Source organism: Mesorhizobium sp. M2A.F.Ca.ET.042.01.1.1 (genome assembly GCF_003997405.1).
GTDB lineage: Bacteria > Pseudomonadota > Alphaproteobacteria > Rhizobiales > Rhizobiaceae > Mesorhizobium.
Genome location: NZ_RZRX01000003.1, coordinates 37,131 through 52,264, shown reverse-complemented (window position 1 = coordinate 52,264; position 15,134 = coordinate 37,131). Strand labels below are relative to the sequence as shown.

Here is a 15,134-nt window from a genome sequence, read left to right as displayed (position 1 = left end):
GAGTTCTCGTGTGGACTTTGCAGCGAGGAAGCGGCTACCTATCGTGATGCCTTGACGCCATTTGCCGAGGCCGCCCGGGTGAAATGATGCCGAGAACAATCCGGACACTGACCGCCAGCGAAGTGGAAGCGCTCGTCGACTGGGCGGCTGGAGAGGGCTGGAATCCGGGCATCGGCGATGCCGCGGCGTTCCGGACAGCCGATCCCGACGGTTTCATCGGCGCTTTCGTCGACGGAGAGATGGTGGCCGGCATTTCGGCCGTCGCATACGGCCCGGGCTTCGGCTTCATCGGCCTCTATATCTGCCGGCCCGACCGGCGCGGCGAGGGCCATGGCAAGGCGGTCTGGGATGCCGGCATGACACGCCTCGGCAACCGCATCATCGGTCTCGACGGGGTGGCCGAGCAGCGGGCCAATTACCAGCGCATGGGCTTCGTGCCCGCCTATGAGACCGTGCGCTACATCGGTCGCCCCGCCGGATTGCCGGGGGGTGGCGACACACGGCCAGTGACGGCCGGCGACATGGCTGGGATACTCGCCTATGATCGCCAGTGTTTCCCGGCGCCGCGGGAAGCCTTCCTTCGGGAGTGGCTGCGGCAGCCCCGGATTGCGCTGTTCTGTGGCGGATCGGCCGGCATTGCCGGCTACGGCGTGGTCCGCCGATGCCGGGAAGGCTTCAAGGTCGGGCCGCTGTTTGCCGACAGGACGGAGCTTGCCCTGGCATTGCTGGCGGATCTCGCGGGCAGGATCGGCAACGAGGTATTGCATATCGACGTGCCGGCCGGCCAGGTTCAATTCACCGCCATGCTTCAGGCCGCCGGCATGGTCCCGGGCTTTGCGACGACACGCATGTACCAGGGCGGCAAACCCGGCAATGCCCCCTCGACAGTTTTCGGCATCACGACGCTCGAGCTGGGATGATCGGGGGCCGGCGAAGCCACTGAGGTCATTGTTTTGCCTGGCTGGTCCATGCGACAGGGCTCCATGACGTGATTTAGGGACATTGGTGTGCCTTTGCCGGGCGCTGCGTGGCGTGGAGGTTGTCGAATGGCTGGCAGGACGGTTCTGATCGCCGGAGGCGCCGGGGGCATGGGGCTTGCGACCGGACTTCGCCTCGCGGCCGACGGCGAGCGGATCGCGCTCGCCGACCTTCCCGGTCCCAAGCTCGACGCAGCCGTGGCCAAGATGGTCGCGACCGGAGCGGATGCGGTGGGCTTGCCGCTCGACATCCGCTCGGTCGCTGCCTGCCGCGACGTGGTGGCCAAGGCCAGGGACTGGGGCGGCGGCATAGATATCCTGGTCAACGCCGCCGGCGTCTGGCTCGAGGGGCCGGCGAGCGGGGTCGAGGAAGATCAGTGGGACCTTGTGCTGGACGTCAATCTCAAGGGAGCGTTCTTCCTGATCTCGGCGGCTGTCCCGCATCTGGCGGCGGCGCAAGGCGTGATCGTCAACATTGCGTCAGACGCCGGGCTCGTCGGCAACAATGGGGCGGCCGTCTATTGCGCCTCGAAGGGCGGGCTGGTTCTGCTGACCAAGGCTCTCGCGCTGGAACTCGCCCCGCAAGGCATCAGGGTCAACGCCGTCTGCCCCGGCGATACGGCGACGCCGATGATCGAATATCAGGCCAGGACCTATGGCGGGGACGATCCCGACGGCTACAAGCGCCGGCTTCTCGGGCACTATCCGCAAGGGGACAAGGCAAGGTTCATTCAGGTGGAAGAGATCGCATCCTTCATCCACTATCTCTGCCAGCCGGGCGCGGCGCCGATCACCGGGGCCGCGCTGTCGATCGATTTTGGCGTCAGCGCCGGCTATTGAAAGAAAGCCTGGGCGGTTCATCGCGGGTATGATTGCCCGCGCCAGCATGCCAGCATTCCAATCGTGGAGAGGAAATGATCGTGTTCCGCAAATCCCGCAAGGCGCTGGTGACCGGCGCGGGCGCCGCCGACGGCATCGGCGTGGCGGTCGCGCGGGCGCTGGGCGAGGCCGGCCTTTCGGTCGTCATCACCGCTTCGTCGGCGCGCGTCGAGCAGCGGGCCGGGGAACTGCGGGCGGAGGGGCTCGATGTAAGCGCCGTTGTGGCCGACCTGACGGTTTCGGGCGATGTCGAGCGCTTGTGCTCGCAGGCCGGCGAAATCGACGTCCTCGTCAACAATGCCGGGATGGGTACGGTCGCGCAGCCGGCGTTGCAGCGGCGGTTTGTCGATCTCAGCGAAAGCGACTGGGACCGCGGCATCGACGTCAGCCTGAAAACCGCGTTCCTGAGCACGCGCGGATTCCTGGCCGGCATGGTGCAGCGCGGCCATGGGCGCGTCGTCAACATGGCTTCGGTGACCGGACCTTTCGTCTCCAATGAAGGAGAGGCCGCCTATTCCGCGGCCAAGGCCGGCATGATCGGGCTGACGCACGCGCTGGCCCTGGAGGTCGGCCGCAGCGGCGTCACCGTCAATGCCGTCGCGCCGGGCTGGATCGCGACCGGCGCCTCGACGCCGGAGGAACTCGCCGCTGCCCGCAACACGCCGCTCGGGCGCGCGGGCAGTCCCGAGGAAGTCGCCGCCGCGGTGCTGTTTCTGGCGTCGGACGGAGCCAGCTATGTCAACGGCGCCGTTCTCGTCGTGGACGGCGGCAACATCCTGCAGGAACGCAAGGGATAATAGGGCGGAGGGGCGGGGGCGTTGCTTGTCCGCATCGTTGCCGTTGCCGCTTTGAATGGACACAGGTGTACATTCGCGCTAGACATGAGCTTCGCGCTGCCCGTTCGCGGTTCGGCGATCAATGGCAAGGCGAGTGTCCATGGGGCGAGTGTCCAGGGGGCGATTGATGCACAAGCTCGGGCTGCAGACAGGGCGGTCAAGCCTTTACGATGAAGCGACATGCCCGGCCCGTGACGGCGGCTTCAGCGCATGACGAGACATTATTCGGCGCTGTCGCTCTTCAAGGAAGGCATTGCTGGTCAGACTGGGTGGGTGAAGGCCTGGCGCTCACCCGATCCGAAGCCGCGCTATGACGCCATCATCATCGGGGGCGGGGGGCACGGCCTGGCGACGGCCTATTATCTCGCGAAGAATCATGGGGTCACCAATGTGGCCCTGCTGGAAAAGAGCTGGATCGGCGGCGGCAACACCGGCCGCAACACGACGGTGGTGCGCTCGAACTACTTCTACCCCGAAAGCGCGGCGATCTACGGGCTGGCGCACAGCCTCTACAAGACGCTCTCGAAGGATCTGAACTACAATGTGATGTTTTCCGCGCGCGGCATCCTCACACTCGCGCACAGCGAAGCGGCAATGGAAATCGCGGCGCGGTCCGTAAACGCCATCCAAGTCAATGGCATCGACTGCGAACTGTTCTCGGTCGAGGACGTGCGCCGTGTCGTGCCGATCTACAATTTCAGCCCGGACGCCCGCTTCCCGGTCTATGGCGGCACCTGGCAGCCGAGCGGCGGCACCGCCCGTCATGACGCCGTCGCCTGGGGCTATGCGCGCGCCGCGAGCCGCCTCGGTGTCGACATCATCCAGAATTGCGAGATCACGGACTTCATCATCGAGAACGGGCGCTGCCGCGGTGTCGTCACCTCGCGCGGCGCGATCCGGGCCGAGCGCACAGGCATGGCGGTCGCCGGCCATTCTTCGGTGCTGGCGGCGAAGGCGGGGTTCCGGCTGCCGGTCAATTCCTACGCGCTGCAGGCCTGCGTGTCCGAGCCGGTCAAGCCGATCATCGACACGGTGGTGATTTCCCCAGACACCGGCGTCTATGTCAGCCAGTCGGACAAGGGTGAACTGGTGATCGGCGGCGCGCTCGACCGCATCCCGTCCTATGGCCAGCGCGGCAACCTGCCGGTGCTGGAAGGCGTCATCGCCGGCATGCTCGAGATGTTCCCGATCTTCGGCCAGTTGAAGATGATGCGGCAATGGGCAGGCATCGTCGACGTGGTTCCGGATTCTTCGCCCGTCATCGGCGAATCGCCGCTGCCGGGCCTCTTCCTCAATTGCGGCTGGGGCACGGGTGGCTTCAAGGCGATCCCCGCCGGCGGCACGCTGCTTGCCCATCTGCTTGCCACCGGCCAGCACCACGACATCAGCCGGCCCTTCGATCTCGACCGCTTCGCCCGCGGCCGCCTGATCGACGAGGCCGCCGGCTCCGGCATTGCGCATTGAAGGTGTAGAAAAGATGCAGCTCTTTCCCTGCCCGTTCTGCGGGCCGCGCGAAGAAAGCGAATTCCACTATGGCGGCGAGGCCGGCAATCTCCGTCCCGACGGCGCCGATGTGAACGCCGAGCGCTGGGCCGGTTATCTCCACATGCGCGACAATCCGAAGGGACCGACCCGCGAGATCTGGGTGCATATGACATGCGGCGAGTTCTTCGCCATGAGCCGCGACAGCGTCAATCACAAGGTGTCGGGTTCTTCCGTGCTCGGCGAAGCGGAGCACGGAAGATGAGCGCTTCCCGTCTCGCCACCGGCGGCAGCGACATCGACCGCGACCGCCCGCTGAGCTTCACCTTTGACGGCAGGCGCGTCGAGGGTTTTTCCGGCGACACGATCGCCTCCGCCTTGCTCGCGAGCGGCCAGGCCGTGATCGGCCGCAGCTTCAAATACCATCGGCCGCGCGGCATCTGGGGCTCCGGCTTCGAGGAGCCCAACGCGCTGGTCGATGTCGAGAGCCCGGTCGGCCGGGTGCCGAATGCGCGCGCGACGACCGTGCAAGCCGCTGACGGCATCACGGTCAGGAGCGTCAACGCTTCGCCGACGGCCGAGACCGACCGCAACGCGGTTCTGGACCGCTTCGCCCGCTTCCTGCCGGCCGCCTTCTACTACAAGACCTTCATGTGGCCGGACTGGCACCTGTTCGAACCGCGAATCCGCGCCATGGCCGGACTTGGCGTCGTCGATCCGGACTGGCAGCGACGCCAGGTCTCGGACCAGGTCAACCATCATTGCGACGTCCTGGTGGTCGGCGCCGGGCCGGCCGGTCTTGCCGCGGCGGCCAGCGCGGCGGCGGCCGGGCGCTCGGTCGTCCTGGTCGACGACCGGACGCATCCCGGCGGGTCGCTGCGCCATCGCACCGGCGAGGTCGACGGCGTCGAGGGCAAGGCGTGGGTCGAGATGACCGTCGCCAGGCTGAAGGGCGGCGGTCAGCTGGTGCTCAGCGACACCACCGCCTTCGGCCTTTACGACCACAATCTGGTGGCGCTCAACCAGCGGCAGGCCGACGGCAGGCCGGACACGCTGTGGCGCGTGCGGCCCCGCCGCATCGTGCTGGCGACGGGCGCGATCGAGCGGCCCGTGCCGTTCGCCAACAACGACCTTCCGGGAATCCTCTCCGCCGATGCGGCGCTCAGCTATCTGCGCCGGCATGGCGTGCTTGTCGGCCGCGATATCGTGGTCGCGACCAACAATGACAGCGCCTATGAGCCGGCCTTGGCGTTGGCCGCGGCCGGCGCCTCGGTGACGGTGGTCGATTGCCGGCGTGAGGGCGGTGCACAGGCGGAGACCGGTATTCGCGTCCTGGCAGGGCGCACGATCGCGGCGGCGCGTGGGCGCAATGCCGTCCAGGGCGTCCTGCTGGACGACGGCACGACGCTCGCCGCCGATTGCGTCCTCGTCTCCGGCGGCTGGACACCCACGGTGCACCTGTTCTCGCAGGCGAAAGGCAAGCTCGCCTGGAGCGACCAGCTTGCGGCCTTCGTTCCCGGCGAGGCCATCGACGGGATCGGCGTCGCCGGCGCCGTGGCCGGCACGGTCTCGCTCTCGGATGCCTTGGCCAGCGGCGCCGCGGCTCTCGGCGACTTCGGCTCATCGTCTCCGGCGCCTCGCGGCACGGGAGTGGAAGCAACACTCGGCGTCGTCAGCCTGTGGCCGAAGCCCAAGGCCAGCGGCCGGGTCTGGATCGACTACCAGAGCGACGTCACCGCCAAGGATGTCGAGCTCGCGGCGCGGGAGAACTTCGTCTCGGTCGAACACCTGAAGCGCTACACCACGCTCGGCATGGCGACCGACCAGGGCAAGACCTCGAACCTCAACGGCCTGGCGTTGCTGGCGGACATCACCGGGCGCGGCATCGCGGAAGTCGGCACCACGACCTACCGGCCGCCCTTCACGCCTGTTCCGTTCGCCAGCCTTGCCGGTTCGCGCCGGGGCGGCATGCACGCTCCGGTCCGTCGCCTGCCGCTGGAGGCAAATCATCGCGCCGCCGGCGGCGTGTTCCAGGAATATGGCGGTTGGCTAAGGCCTGCCTATTATGGCGGCGGCGAAGCCAGCGCCTCGATCCAGGAGGAGGCGCAGCGGGCCCGGCAATCCGTGGCGCTTTTCGACGGCTCGACGCTCGGAAAGATCGAGGTGATCGGTCCGCGCGCAGCCGAGTTTGTCGACTTCATCTATTACAACACCATGTCGACCCTGAAGCCGGGTCACTGCCGCTACGGCTTCATGCTTTCGGAGAACGGTGTCGTCTTCGATGACGGCGTGTTGGTCCGCCTGGACGAGCATCGCTTCATCGTCTCCTGCTCGTCGTCGCATGTCGCCGCGGTCCATGCGCGCCTCGAGGAATGGCGGCAGGACCGCTTCGGCCGCGATGCGGTCTATATCCACAATGCCACCGCGCAATACGCCACCTTGACCGTTTCGGGTCCCAATGCGCGTCAGCTCGTGGAAGCGCTCGATCTGGGCGCAGCATTGGACGATGCCAGCCTGCCGCACATGGCCGTTGCCGCCGGCCGCTTTGCCGGCGACGAGGTGCGCATCGCCAGGGTCTCCTTCACCGGCGACCGCAGCTACGAGATCTCCATCCGCGCCGACCGGGCGGAGGCGCTCTGGGCAAGGATGCAGCAGGAGGGCCGCGCCTTCGACGCCGTGCTGCTCGGGCTCGAATCGCTGATGATCCTGCGCGCCGAGAAGGGCTATATCGTCATCGGCAAGGACACCGACGGCACCACCATGCCGCATGATCTCGGCGTCGCCGGGCCGCGGACCAAGCGCGCCAGCGAGTTCGTCGGCCGGCGCTCGCTTTTCACCGAAGCGGCAAACGACGCGGGCCGCAACCAGCTCGTCGGCCTTGCGCTGCGCGAAGGCGAGGCGCCGCTGGCGACCGGCGCGCATGGCGTGGAGAAGCGCGACGGCCGCCGCAGAAGCATCGGCTTCGTCACCTCCAGCTATCAGAGTCCGACCCTGGGACGCCCGGTTGCGCTCGCCCTCATCGAAGGCGGCGCGACGCGGCACGGCGAAACCATCGACGTTCAACATCTGGGTGTCGTGCGGCAGGCGACGATCGTCGCGCCTTGCGCCTTCGATCCGGAGGGGAGGCGGCTCCATGCGTAACCTTGCCGAAAAATGGCCGGCGGCGCCCGATTTCGCCAAGGCGACGCTGAGCAAAGATGGCGTCATCGTGAGGACGGTAGGCGGGCTGAACCAGCTTCTGGTCAGCGGCGACCTCGCAGCCTGGTCGAAGGCCTCCGGGCTTGCCGGCGAAGGCGTCGGCGCCGGAGCGGTTGCTAGTGGCGACACATACATGGTGCGGATCGCGCGCGATTGCCTTCTTGCGGTCGGCGAACAGCCGTTCCCCATCGCGGCCGGCTGGCACGCGGCCGGCTTCGCCGTCACGGTCATGGATGCGGGACTGCATGTGTTCGAGATCGAGGGGCCCGACCTGGACCGCCTGATCGCCAGGGGAACGGCGCTCGATCCGGGAGCGGCAAGCCGCTCGGCTTCGATCCTCTTTGCCGGCATAGGCGTTCTGTTCTACCGGTTCGGCAACCCTGAGCGGGCGCGTCTCCATGTCGACCGGGGCCTTGCTCCGTATCTGTGGGAATGGCTCGAACAGGCGCAAGTGTTGTAGCGGGAATGGTTTCGGGTCTATCTAGCCGGCGTTCAATCTTGGCCCGTCCGCGATGCTCTCCGATTCCAATGCTGATGACGTCGTGCGGCGGTCCGGTCTGACCGGCAACACCAAGGTGACGCGCGAGGACTGGATGAACCTCGCGCTTGAGACGTTGATCTCCGAGGGCGTGGAGGCGGTGCGCGTGCTGGCGCTCGGGCAGAAGCTGAATGTCTCCCGTTCCAGTTTCTACTGGTATTTCAAGAGCCGTCAGGACCTGCTCGACCAGCTGCTGGACCATTGGCGCAACAACAACACGCGCTTCATCGTCGAACAGGCCGGCCGGCCGGCCGCGTCGATCACGCAGGCCGTGCTCAATATCTTCGAGTGCTGGCTGGACGAGAAGCTGTTCAATCCGCGGCTGGATTTCGCCGTGCGCGCCTGGTCGCGCCAGTCGGCAAAGGTGCATCGGATCGTCAACGAGGAGGACGACGCGCGCGTCGAAGCCATTCGGGCGATGTTTTCGCGGTATGGCTACGAGGCCACGGAAGCGTTCGTGCGGGCGCGCGTCCTCTATTTCACGCAGATCGGCTATTACTCGCTCGAGATCATCGAGCCGGTCAGCAACCGTCTGTTCCTGACGCCGGCCTATTTGCTCACGCACACTGGCAAGGAACCGCGTGCAGGCGAGGTCGAGGCCTTTGCCGAAAAGATGCTGGCGAAGAGCACCGGCTGAGCGGTTCCGCCGCGTTCACCCGTTGTCCCTCCATGAGCGTAGCGCCGCTGGCGGCGACGCGCGCGAACGATGGCCAGGAGCGGCTCTATCGCCTATATAGGCTTTTTCAGTCTGATCGCCGTTCCGTGACCCCTGCCGCCTGCCTGCAAGCCACAATCGAACTTATGGATGAAGTCGACAGCATCGCGCGTCCCGCCGATGCTGTCGTCTCGGCCTGGTTTCGGGCTCGGCGCTATATCGGCGACAGGGACCGTGGCCAGATTTTGGAGTTGCTTTATGCGCTTCTGCGGCACCATGCACGGCTTGGCTGGTGGCTGGCGAGACATGGGCGCGAGGATAGGCCCCGCAACCGCCTGCTCGCATGGCTCACGCTGAAGGAAAGCGAGACCCCCGATCAGATCAAGCGCCTGTTCAATGGCGCGAAATTCGCGCCTGCCATGCTGACGGATCACGAGCACGCGCTGCTGGTCAAATTGCAGGGAGGCACGATCGACCATCCCGGCATGCCGGAAGAGGTGCGCCTTGAATGCCCGTCCTGGGCGGCCGATCCCCTGCGGCGCCGTTTCGGGGAAGCGTTCGGCCAGGAGATGGCCGCGCTTCTGACGCCGCCGCCGCTTGATCTGCGCGTCAACCCGATCAAGTCGACGCTCGATGCCATGCTCAACGCGCTGAAGGATCTCGGCTTGCGGGCGCAGCCGTCGGCCATCGCTCCTTTCGGCATTCGTGTCCATGAGCGCCCCTCGCTGGCCGGCCTGCCGATGCTGAAAAAAGGCGAGGTAGAGATCCAAGACGAGGGCTCCCAGCTTGTCGCCATGCTGGTCGATGCCCGGCCGGGCGAACGCGTGGTCGATTTCTGCGCCGGAGCCGGCGGCAAGACATTGGCCATCGCCGCGCAGATGAACAACAAGGGCCATGTCGTCGCCTGCGACGTCATGGAAGGCCGTTTGAAGCGCGGCGCCGAGCGTTTTCGGCAGGCAGGATTGCACAATATCGAGACGCGGCTCCTGGCCGGCGAGACGGATCGGTGGATCAAGCGCCACAAGGGTGGTTTCGATCGCGTGCTGGTCGATGCGCCATGCAGTGGCACCGGCACGTGGCGACGCAACCCCGATGCGCGCTGGCGCGCGCAGGAGGAACAAGGTCTGGACAAGCTCGTGTCGCTGCAGGCCCGGATCCTGGCAAGCGCGGCGCGCCTGGTGAAACCCGGCGGACGGCTGGTCTACGCGACATGCTCGATGCTGCCCGAGGAGAATGAGGACCAGGTGGCCGCTTTCCTGGCGGCGCATCCCGCCTTTCGTGTGGTGCCGCTTAATGTGGCCGCGCCGCGGCTGACGAATTCGGCCCATTCCGACTACCTGTCGCTGACGCCCGCGCGCAACGACACCGACGGCTTCTTTGCCGCCGTCATGCAGCGGGAAGTCGCGCTCCCAGTCGGGCCGCCGATATCCATTCGCGATCCATTTCTTGAATGACCCGAAGGGGGCCGGAAGCGGACGGTCCGGTTCTGGGACGACCTAGCGAGAAAGGTGCCATTCCGCTGGCGCCCCCATCTTGGCGGCAACGACGTCGCTTGCCGTTGCCGGAAAACAACTGCGGCGCCGCGTCGGCCGCCTTGCGCCAGCACCTGCCTCTTGACGCTTTCAGCCGTGATACGCTCCTACCAATCGGTCATCAGGCGGTGTGTGGCTGAAGGCGGGTGACGAGCGTGGCGAGTTTGGCTTGACGGTGTGTGTCAAACGAATCCTGATTCCTTTAGATTGCGACTAGACCTAGCCCGGTGGCGAGGCAGCCACAGGATGGACATTTCAGCCCATATGGAAAATGATCATGTGCCGTGCACAACATTGACGTGCTCGGGTCTCGACGAAAAAGGCTGAGCGTAAAAGCGGATCAACCGACCTCCGGGTCCAGCGAGGGGGGACGCAAATGGACACCACAGGCAATGGGCAATTGCGTTGCGACGTGGGCGGGCGACCCCGTCGATCGGCCGGCTGGCTTGCCTGCGCCACCGCGTCGGCGGCATTCCTGCTCGGCATGGCTTTCAGCAGCACTGCGTTTGCGCAGGACCAGCAGCTGCCCGTGGTGACGGCGGCCAAGCCGGTGGTGCGTGACATCATCGAGGACGACGAGTTCGTCGGGCGTTTCGAAGCCGTCGACCAGGTTGCCATCCGTTCGCGCGTCAGCGGCTATCTGGACAAGGTCAGCTTCCAGGACGGCGCACTGGTCAACAAGGGCGACCTGCTCTTCACCATCGACCAGCGTCCGTACCAGGCCGCTTATGATGCCGCCAAATCGCAAGTGGATGTCGCCAAGAGCCTGCTCGAATTCACCAAGATGCAGCTGGATCGCGCCAACGAACTTGCCAAGACCGGCAACATCTCGCCCGCCACGGTCGACGACCGCCGACGGGAATACCTTGCGGCGCAGGCGCAGATGCAGGGCGCGACGGCTGCGCTGACAACGGCCAGCCTGAACATGGAATTCACCGAGATCAAGGCGCCGTTGTCCGGCCGCATCGACCGCCGGCTGGTGTCGGTCGGCAACCTCGTGCAGCCGGATTCCACCTTGCTGACGACCATCGTCACGCGCGACCCGATCGACTTCTATTTCGACGTCGATGAGCGGCTGTATTTCAGCTACGCCCGCGACGCGAAGGCGCGTGGCGGCAGCATGCAGGAAGGCGCCGGCGGGCTCGATGTGCAGGTTCAGGTCGCCGACCGCGCGGAGGCGGTGTTCAAGGGCAAGCTCGACTTTGCCGAGAACCGGATCGACAACGCGACCGGCACAATGCGGGTTCGTGCGACGTTTCCCAACCCCGACGGCGTTCTCCAGCCAGGCATGTTCGGGCGCATCAACGTGCCGGGGTCGCTGCCGCATAGCGGCGTGCTGGTGCCTGACGAGGCGATCGGCGCCGATCAGGATCGTCGCATCGTGCTGCTGGTGGACGAGGCCGGAATGGTGTCGGCGAAGCCCGTGCGCACCGGACCGCTTCTCGACGGCTACCGGGTGATCCGCTCGGGCCTGACCGGCGCCGAGACGATCATCGTCAACGGGCTGATGCACGCAAGGCCCGGCACCAAGGTGAAGGTCGAGATGGTGACGTTGCCGCCCAAGGTCGAAACCGCCGGGTTGCAGCAATGAGGTTCGCGCATTTCTTCGTCGACCGTCCAATCTTCGCATCGGTCGTTTCGATCGTCCTGCTGATCCTCGGCGGGATTGCTTATACCCAGTTGCCGGTCGCGCAATATCCCGAGATTGCGCCGCCGACCATCGTCGTTCGCGCGCAGTATCCGGGCGCCGACGCCCAGACGGTCGCAGCGACGGTGGCAACGCCGATCGAGCAGGAGATCAACGGCGTCGAGGGCATGCTCTACATGTCATCCTATTCGTCGGGCGACGGGTCGATGGCGCTGACCATCACCTTCAAGCTGGGCACCGATCTCGACAAGGCGCAGGTGCTTGTGCAGAACCGCGTGTCGGTCGCCGAGCCGCGCCTGCCCGAAGAGGTCCGCCGCCTCGGCATCACAACCACCAAGAGCTCGCCCGACCTGATGATGGTCGTGCATATGCTGTCGCCCGACAATACCTACGACCAGCTCTACGTCTCGAACTACGCCCGCTCGCGGGTGCGCGACATACTGCTCAGGTTAGACGGCGTCGGCGACCTTATCATCTTCGGCGAACGCGAATATTCGCTGCGCATCTGGCTTGATCCGGAAAAGCTGTCCGCCCTGGGAATGACCTCGGGCGATGTGGTGCAGGCGCTGCGCGATCAGAACGTCCAAGTGTCGGGCGGCTCGATCGGCGCGCCGCCGACCGGCACCGGCACGGCGTTCCAGTACACGGTCACCACGCAAGGCCGTTTCAACGACGCCCGCGACTTCCGATACGTGATCGTCAAATCGACCGACGACGGGCGCCTGATCTCGCTGCAGGACGTGGCGCGCATCGAACTCGGAGCCAAGGATTACGTCACCAACTCCTATCTCAACGGCAAACCGGCGGTCGCGCTCGCTATCTTCCAGCGGCCGGGCACCAATGCGCTCGCCGCGGCCGCGGAGATCCAGGACAAGATGAAGGAGCTTTCCCGCGACTTCCCGAAGGGGCTGAACTACGACATCGTCTACAATCCGACCGAGTTCGTCGCCGAGTCGATCCAGGAGGTCTACAAGACGATCCTCGAGGCGATGCTGCTCGTCATCATCGTCATCATCGTCTTCCTGCAGTCGTGGCGTATGGCGATCGTGCCGATCGTGGCGATCCCCGTGTCGCTGATCGGCACGCTGGCGGTGCTTTACGCCGCCGGCTTCTCGCTCAACATGCTGACGCTGTTCGGCCTCGTTCTGGCGATCGGCATCGTCGTCGATGATGCGATCGTCGTGGTCGAGAACGTCGAGCGCAATATTGCCAGTGGGCTGGCGCCCAATCCGGCGTCGCACCTCACAATGAACGAAGTCGGAACGGCCATCATCGCGATCTCGCTGGTGCTGATAGCCGTGTTCGTGCCGACAGCCTTCATCCCCGGCATTTCCGGGCAGTTCTACCTGCAGTTTGCGATTACCATCGCGGTCTCGACGGCGATCTCGGCGTTCAATTCGCTGACGCTTTCGCCAGCGCTGGCCGCACTGCTGTTCAAGCCGCACCATGCCGCGGCGGCGCCGCCGCGCTTTTTCCTGGCGCGGTTCGGACGGGCGCTCGCCGACGGCTTCAATCGCGGCTTCGACAGGGTCGCCCATCGGTATTCCAGCATCATTCGCGTGCTGGTCGGCTCGCGGATAGCGATCACCGCCATGCTGGCCGTTTTCGCGGCCCTGATCTACGCCACGGTCTACATGGTGCAGACGGTGCCGCGCGGTTTCATTCCGTCGCTCGACCAGGGCTATGCGATCGTCGTCGTCCAGTTGCCCGACGGCGCCTCGCTGTCGAGGACCGATACGGTCATCCAGCAGGCGTCGCAAATCATCCAGAAAACCCCAGGCGTCGACTACGCAGTCGCGTTCGCCGGCTTCTCCGGCGCGACCTTCACCAACGCCAGCAACCAGGGCGTGATCTTCGCCAGATTCAAGCCGTTTGACGAGCGGCTGAAAGCCGGCCAGTCGGCGACCAAGGTCATCGGCAATCTGTTCGGCAGCCTGCAAAGCATCAAGGAAGCCTTCATCATCGCACTGCCGCCGCCGCCGATCCGCGGCGTCGGTAATGCCGGCGGCTTCAAGCTGCAGATCCAGGAGCGCAACAGCGCCGACATGCGGCAGATCCTGGCGCTTGCCTACGAAATCGCCGGCAAGGCCAACAAGACGCCGGGGCTGATGGGCGTGTTCACCACGTTCTCCGCGTCGAGCCCGCAATTCTTCCTGGCGATCGATCGCGACAAGGCGCGCATCCTGAACGTGCCGATCCCCAACATCTTCGAGACGCTGTCGATCAATCTGGGCACTGCGTATGTCAACGACTTCAACGCTTTCGGGCGCGTCTACCAGGTGCGGGCGCAGGCCGACCAGGCGTTCCGCCTCGATCGCGCCGACATCTTGAAACTGAAGGTGCGCTCGGCGACCGGCGCGCTGGTTCCTCTCGGCACGTTGATCGAGATCCACGACGTCACCGGTCCGGCGCTGGTGCAGCGTTACAACATGTACGTCTCGGTGCCGCTGCAGGGCAACGCCGCGCCCGGCGTTTCCACAGGCGACGCGCTGGCATTGATGGAGGGGATCACGGCAAAGACGCTGCCGGCCGGCACCTCCTATGAATGGACCGAGCTCGCCTATCAGGAACGCAACACCGGCAATGCCGCTGTCTATATCTTCGGACTGTCGGTGCTGTTCGTGTTCCTGGCGCTGGCGGCGCAATATGAAAGCTGGGTGCTGCCGTTCGCCATTGTGCTGGTGGTGCCGCTAGGCGTGCTCGCGGCGTTGCTCGGCGTGTCTTTGCGAGGGCTGGACAACAACATCCTCGTGCAGATCGGCCTCATCGTGCTGATCGGGCTTGCCGCCAAAAACGCGATCCTGATCGTCGAATTCGCGCGGCAGGCGCAGGAACGGGGCCTGTCGGTCGCTGAGGCTGCCGTCGAAGCCTGCCGGCTCAGGCTGCGGCCTATCCTGATGACCGCCTTCGCGTTCATCCTCGGTGTCGTGCCGCTGATGATCGCAACCGGCCCGGGTGCAGAAATGCGCCAGTCGCTCGGCACCGCGGTGTTCTCCGGCATGCTCGGCGTCACGTTCGTCGGCCTGTTCCTGACGCCGGTGTTCTACGTCACGCTCAGGTCGCTGTTTTCACGGCGCAAGCCCCGTGCCGACGCGGAGCCCTCGGGGCCGGCCGAGGCGCCATCGGAGGTGGCCGCCGAGTAGGGTTACGAATTCGCCGCGACCGAGCGAACGGCGACGTTTCTTCCTTCCTGTCGAAGGCGAGGTTGGCGATTGTCCGAACTAATGTCGGCCCAACCTCGACGGCTGGTGTCGCTGCCGTTACGACTAGACGCTTGAACCCCCACAACGGTCATTCGCCGAGTCGTTCTCAAACGACTGCATTGGGGCGCCAAGCTGCCGGCGAAATCGGATCTGCTTGTGGGTCGGATCGCCACCCGGCAGGTCAGC

The 15,134-nt window shown here is 65.7% G+C and carries 11 protein-coding genes; all 11 read left to right on the top strand.

The window, feature by feature from the left end; all coding sequences use genetic code 11:
• Positions 1 to 86 precede the first annotated feature (86 nt).
• The 11 genes from EOA23_RS01020 (at position 87) to EOA23_RS00970 (ending at position 14,888) form a co-directional block, all read left to right on the top strand.
• On the top strand, positions 87 to 920 hold the full coding sequence (locus EOA23_RS01020) for a GNAT family N-acetyltransferase (RefSeq protein WP_127302606.1): 834 nt from the start codon (positions 87 to 89) through the stop codon (positions 918 to 920).
• A gap of 126 nt (positions 921 to 1,046) precedes the next feature.
• A complete protein-coding gene (locus EOA23_RS01015) occupies positions 1,047 to 1,817 on the top strand; it encodes an SDR family oxidoreductase (protein ID WP_126059661.1) in 771 nt (256 codons plus the stop codon).
• An 80-nt stretch (positions 1,818 to 1,897) separates the two neighbouring features.
• Positions 1,898 to 2,653 carry an SDR family NAD(P)-dependent oxidoreductase gene (locus EOA23_RS01010; RefSeq protein ID WP_245473945.1) on the top strand — a complete coding sequence of 252 codons (756 nt, stop codon included), beginning with the start codon at positions 1,898 to 1,900 and terminating at the stop codon, positions 2,651 to 2,653.
• A gap of 249 nt (positions 2,654 to 2,902) precedes the next feature.
• Complete coding sequence (locus tag EOA23_RS01005; protein WP_127302604.1) at positions 2,903 to 4,156, top strand: sarcosine oxidase subunit beta family protein; 1,254 nt, start codon at positions 2,903 to 2,905, stop codon at positions 4,154 to 4,156.
• A gap of 13 nt (positions 4,157 to 4,169) precedes the next feature.
• Positions 4,170 to 4,439, top strand: coding sequence for a sarcosine oxidase subunit delta (locus EOA23_RS01000; protein WP_126059664.1), 270 nt, complete (start codon positions 4,170 to 4,172; stop codon positions 4,437 to 4,439).
• Complete coding sequence (locus EOA23_RS00995; RefSeq protein ID WP_127302603.1) at positions 4,436 to 7,315, top strand: sarcosine oxidase subunit alpha family protein; 2,880 nt, start codon at positions 4,436 to 4,438, stop codon at positions 7,313 to 7,315. Before EOA23_RS01000 ends, EOA23_RS00995 begins: the two co-directional genes overlap by 4 nt.
• On the top strand, positions 7,308 to 7,832 hold the full coding sequence (locus EOA23_RS00990) for a hypothetical protein (RefSeq protein ID WP_127302602.1): 525 nt from the start codon (positions 7,308 to 7,310) through the stop codon (positions 7,830 to 7,832). The genes EOA23_RS00995 and EOA23_RS00990 overlap by 8 nt, the downstream gene beginning before the upstream one ends.
• 52 nt (positions 7,833 to 7,884) lie before the next feature.
• Entirely contained in the window at positions 7,885 to 8,547 is a 663-nt protein-coding gene (locus EOA23_RS00985; protein ID WP_127302601.1) for a TetR/AcrR family transcriptional regulator, read from the top strand.
• A 164-nt stretch (positions 8,548 to 8,711) separates the two neighbouring features.
• The gene (locus tag EOA23_RS00980) at positions 8,712 to 10,019 is read left to right on the top strand and encodes an RsmB/NOP family class I SAM-dependent RNA methyltransferase (RefSeq protein ID WP_245473943.1); all 1,308 of its coding nucleotides are present in this window, start codon (positions 8,712 to 8,714) and stop codon (positions 10,017 to 10,019) included.
• A gap of 562 nt (positions 10,020 to 10,581) precedes the next feature.
• Positions 10,582 to 11,688, top strand: a complete 1,107-nt coding sequence (locus EOA23_RS00975; RefSeq protein ID WP_189341464.1) for an efflux RND transporter periplasmic adaptor subunit — start codon at positions 10,582 to 10,584, stop codon at positions 11,686 to 11,688.
• A complete protein-coding gene (locus EOA23_RS00970) occupies positions 11,685 to 14,888 on the top strand; it encodes a multidrug efflux RND transporter permease subunit (RefSeq protein WP_127302598.1) in 3,204 nt (1,067 codons plus the stop codon). Before EOA23_RS00975 ends, EOA23_RS00970 begins: the two co-directional genes overlap by 4 nt.
• Positions 14,889 to 15,134 lie beyond the last annotated feature (246 nt).

Bases quoted from the DNA above. Each gene is read 5' to 3' on its own strand.
- EOA23_RS01020 (WP_127302606.1), top strand. From the start codon at position 87: ATGCCGAGAACAATCCGGACACTGACCGCCAGCGAAGTGGAAGCGCTC.
- EOA23_RS01015 (WP_126059661.1), top strand. From the start codon at position 1,047: ATGGCTGGCAGGACGGTTCTGATCGCCGGAGGCGCCGGGGGCATGGGG.
- EOA23_RS01005 (WP_127302604.1), top strand. From the start codon at position 2,903: ATGACGAGACATTATTCGGCGCTGTCGCTCTTCAAGGAAGGCATTGCT.
- EOA23_RS01000 (WP_126059664.1), top strand. From the start codon at position 4,170: ATGCAGCTCTTTCCCTGCCCGTTCTGCGGGCCGCGCGAAGAAAGCGAA.
- EOA23_RS00995 (WP_127302603.1), top strand. From the start codon at position 4,436: ATGAGCGCTTCCCGTCTCGCCACCGGCGGCAGCGACATCGACCGCGAC.
- EOA23_RS00990 (WP_127302602.1), top strand. From the start codon at position 7,308: ATGCGTAACCTTGCCGAAAAATGGCCGGCGGCGCCCGATTTCGCCAAG.
- EOA23_RS00985 (WP_127302601.1), top strand. From the start codon at position 7,885: ATGCTCTCCGATTCCAATGCTGATGACGTCGTGCGGCGGTCCGGTCTG.
- EOA23_RS00980 (WP_245473943.1), top strand. From the start codon at position 8,712: ATGGATGAAGTCGACAGCATCGCGCGTCCCGCCGATGCTGTCGTCTCG.
- EOA23_RS00975 (WP_189341464.1), top strand. From the start codon at position 10,582: ATGGCTTTCAGCAGCACTGCGTTTGCGCAGGACCAGCAGCTGCCCGTG.
- EOA23_RS00970 (WP_127302598.1), top strand. From the start codon at position 11,685: ATGAGGTTCGCGCATTTCTTCGTCGACCGTCCAATCTTCGCATCGGTC.